Here is a 3,213-nt window from a genome sequence, read left to right as displayed (position 1 = left end):
GTGGTCGTGGTCGTGGTCGGGGTCGTGGCGCGCCTCGCTCGCCAGGGGGTCTGAGGGCGTGCCGGTCACGGACCGGCTCTGCGGTGTGGTGGTCATGGAGCGAGAGTGCGACACGGCTCCGGGAGGTCACCATCCCAGTGATCTGGGGTTCACGGTCCCTCGGGATCCGGTCACGGACCACCCAGGAAAATGGGGTTCCCTCGGGACCTGTCGGCGGTCACCATGGGCTCGTGACCACCCTCCGCACGGACCCTGTGCGCCGCGGCCTCGACCGGCTCGCGCGGTCCGGTCTCCCGTGGGACGCCTTCGTGCGTGGTGCTCTCGACCTCCTGGGCCGCGCCGTCCCCTTCGACGCGGCGTGCATCGGACCTGTCGACCCGAGCACGGGACTGCTCACCGGCTCGGTGAAGACCGGTATGGGCGACGAGCGGGACCTGGACTTCCTGCGCCTGGAGTACCTCGAGGCCGACATCAACTCCTTCCTCGACCTCGCGCGTCGCCCGGTCCCGGTCGCGATCCTCGCGGAGGAGACCGAGGGGCATCCGGAGCGCGTCGCCCGCCACCGCGAGCTCTTCGTCCCCCACTGGGACCTCGCGCACGAGATGCGCGGCTCCGCCGTCCTCGACGGTGAGCCCTGGGCGGCGATCGGTCTGTACCGCGCGGGCGACACCAGCGGCTTCAGCCCGGCCGAGGCCGACTTCCTGGCGGACGTCGTGCCGACCATCGCCCGCGGCATGCGCTCGGGGATCGTCGCCGAGGTCGCCGCCGCCGCCCTGACGGACCTGGTCCCCGGGGTCGACGGGCCGGCCGTGCTCGTCGTCGGCGCCCACGACTCCGTCCTGCGCGCGAGCCCCGCCGCCGCTGCCCGGGTCGACGAGCTGGGTGGGTCCATCTGGGGCCGGCTCCCCGAGGCGCTCGGGTCGATCGTCTCCGCCGCCCGCGCGTTCGGGGCGGGCGGCTCGGACCTCGTCCCTCGGCTGCGGGTCCGTGCGCCCTCGGGCCAGTGGCTCGTGATCCACGCCTCGCCGTTGGCCGGGCCGACCGGGACGGCGAGCGACGTCGTCGTGACGATCGAGGAGGCGCGGCCGGCCGACGTCGTCCCGCTCGTGGTCGCGGCCTTCGGGCTCACCGGGCGCGAGCGGGAGGTCGTGGACGCCGTCGTGCGCGGGGCGAGCACCCAGCAGATCGCCGGTCTCCTCCACCTGTCGCCGTACACGGTGCAGGACCACCTCAAGGCGGTGTTCGAGAAGGCCGGTGTGAACAGTCGTCGTGAGCTCATCGCGAAGGTGGTGATGGACCAGTACCTCCCTCGCCTCGGTGACCGGATCGGCACCTCCGGGTGGTTCCGGCCCACGCCTCTGGCAGGATCACGGGGTGCCGATCGTCCAGCTCTCCGATCCGGATGACCCCCGCCTCGAGGACTACCTCTCCTTGACCGACGTCGCCCTGCGACGACGGGTCGAACCCGAGCGCGGCCTGTACATCGCGGAGAGCTCGACCGTGCTGGGCAGGGCGCTGGAGGCGGGCCACCGGCCGCGCTCGGTGCTGTGCTCACCGCGCTGGCTGCCCGATGTGGAGGCGATGCTGGCCCTGCGTCCCGACGGTGCCGAGGTCCCGGTGTACGTCGCAGAGGTCGAGCTGCTGGAGCGGATCACCGGCTTCCACGTCCACCGAGGGGCGCTCGCCGCGATGCACCGTCCCGAGCTCCCGACGGTGCGCGAGCTCCTCGAGCACGGACGGGACGGGCACCCGGCGCGACGCGTCGCGGTGCTCGAGGACATCGTCGACCACACGAACGTCGGCGCCGTCTTCCGCAGCGCCGCCGCGCTCGGGGTCGACGCCGTGCTCGTCTCCCCGCGGTGTGCCGATCCGTTGTACCGACGGAGCGTCCGGGTCTCGATGGGCACGGTCTTCCAGGTGCCATGGACCCGGCTCGGCTCGTGGCCGGGCGATCTGGAGACCGTGCGCGGTCAGGGGTTCACGGTCGCGGCGCTCGCCCTCTCGGCCGACTCGATCGCGCTCGACGACCTCGCCGCAGCACCGCCGGACCGCCTCGCCCTGGTCCTCGGCACCGAGGGGGACGGGCTCTCGCACGCGGCGATCGACGCGGCCGATCTGGTGGTCCGCATCCCGATGTCGGGCGGGGTCGACTCGCTGAACGTCGCGGCGGCCTCCGCGGTGGCCTTCTGGGCGACGCGCTCGGGAGCGACGCCCGGCTGATCCCGGCGTGGTGCCGGTTCAGTGCTGGAAGGTCGGCGTGAGCGTCCCGCGGGCAAGGGTGTGGAACAGCGCCGTGAACGCCACGCTCGTCGGCGTGGTCTCCTCGGTGAGCCCGAGGCTCGGCGTGTCGAGGGCGTGCACCGCGAAGACGTAGCGGTGCGCGCGGTCACCCGGTGGGGGAGCGGCGCCGAGGTAGCCGTGCTCGCCCCCGTCATGGCGTGCCTGCCGGGCGCCGGCGGGGAGCCGGTTGCCGCTGGGCGTCCCCGCGCCGGTGGGCAGCGAGCCGATATCGGCCGGCAGGTCCCAGACGGTCCAGTGCCAGTACCCGGCGGGGGTCGGCGCGTCGGGGTCGAAGCAGGAGATCATGACGCTCTGCGTCCCTGGCGGGACGGCGGACCAGTGCAGCTCGGGGGAGGTGCTCCCGCCCTCGGCGGTGAAGGGTCCCGGCATCGGCACCCCGTCCTCGAGGTCGTCGCTGCGCAGGGTCAGCGCCGGGACCGTGGGCAGCAGACCGTACGGTTCCGGGGCGATCGGGCGATCGAGGTCCATGGCCCCTCCTCCATGCGTCGTCGGAGAGTCGTCATCGGCTCCCTGTCATCGACGCTAGACCACGGTCGAGGTGTCCGCGCAGCGGCCCGTGCGGTGCACGTGCTCGCGCGCGTGGGCCAGTGCCGCCTCCAGGTCGCTGAACAGGTGGCTGCGGTCGCCGAGCTTGTCGAGCACCCCCACGGCCTCGACGACCTTGACCTGCTCGGGGCGCAGTCCCTTGAGCAGGACGACGATCCCGCGACGACGCAGGTCGGCGACGATCTCCGCGAGGGCGTTGGCCCCACTCGTGTCCATCACCCGGACCGAGGAGAGTCGCAGGACCACCACGCGGACGTCCGCCACCGCTGCGAGCTCGTCGAGGAAGCGCCGGACATCGGCGAAGAAGAGCGCTCCGTCGATCCGGTAGACGGCGATGTGCTCGCGCAGCAGCGAGCGCTCCTCCGC

At 73.1% G+C, this 3,213-nt stretch carries 4 protein-coding genes; 2 read left to right on the top strand and 2 right to left on the bottom strand.

The window, feature by feature from the left end:
• The first annotated feature begins 230 nt into the window (after positions 1 to 230).
• A complete protein-coding gene (locus ABWK99_RS15080; RefSeq protein WP_372595515.1) occupies positions 231 to 1,406 on the top strand; it encodes a helix-turn-helix transcriptional regulator in 1,176 nt (391 codons plus the stop codon).
• Positions 1,375 to 2,220: a TrmH family RNA methyltransferase gene (locus ABWK99_RS15075; protein ID WP_372595514.1), complete on the top strand. Its 846-nt coding sequence runs from the start codon at positions 1,375 to 1,377 to the stop codon at positions 2,218 to 2,220. Before ABWK99_RS15080 ends, ABWK99_RS15075 begins: the two co-directional genes overlap by 32 nt.
• Before the next feature lie 18 nt (positions 2,221 to 2,238).
• On the opposite strand, the gene ABWK99_RS15070 is transcribed toward ABWK99_RS15075, so the two are convergent.
• A complete protein-coding gene (locus ABWK99_RS15070) occupies positions 2,239 to 2,769 on the bottom strand; it encodes a YbhB/YbcL family Raf kinase inhibitor-like protein (protein WP_372595513.1) in 531 nt (176 codons plus the stop codon).
• Positions 2,770 to 2,823: 54 nt separating this feature from the next.
• The coding region (locus ABWK99_RS15065; RefSeq protein ID WP_372595512.1) for an STAS domain-containing protein at positions 2,824 to 3,213 on the bottom strand (390 nt) is incomplete at its 5' end.

The organism is Actinotalea sp. (genome assembly GCF_041597215.1).
In the GTDB taxonomy this organism is placed as follows: domain Bacteria; phylum Actinomycetota; class Actinomycetes; order Actinomycetales; family Cellulomonadaceae; genus Actinotalea.
This window is presented reverse-complemented; position numbering and strand designations above follow the sequence as displayed.

Bases quoted from the DNA above. Each gene is read 5' to 3' on its own strand.
- ABWK99_RS15070 (WP_372595513.1), bottom strand. From the start codon at position 2,769: ATGGACCTCGATCGCCCGATCGCCCCGGAACCGTACGGTCTGCTGCCC.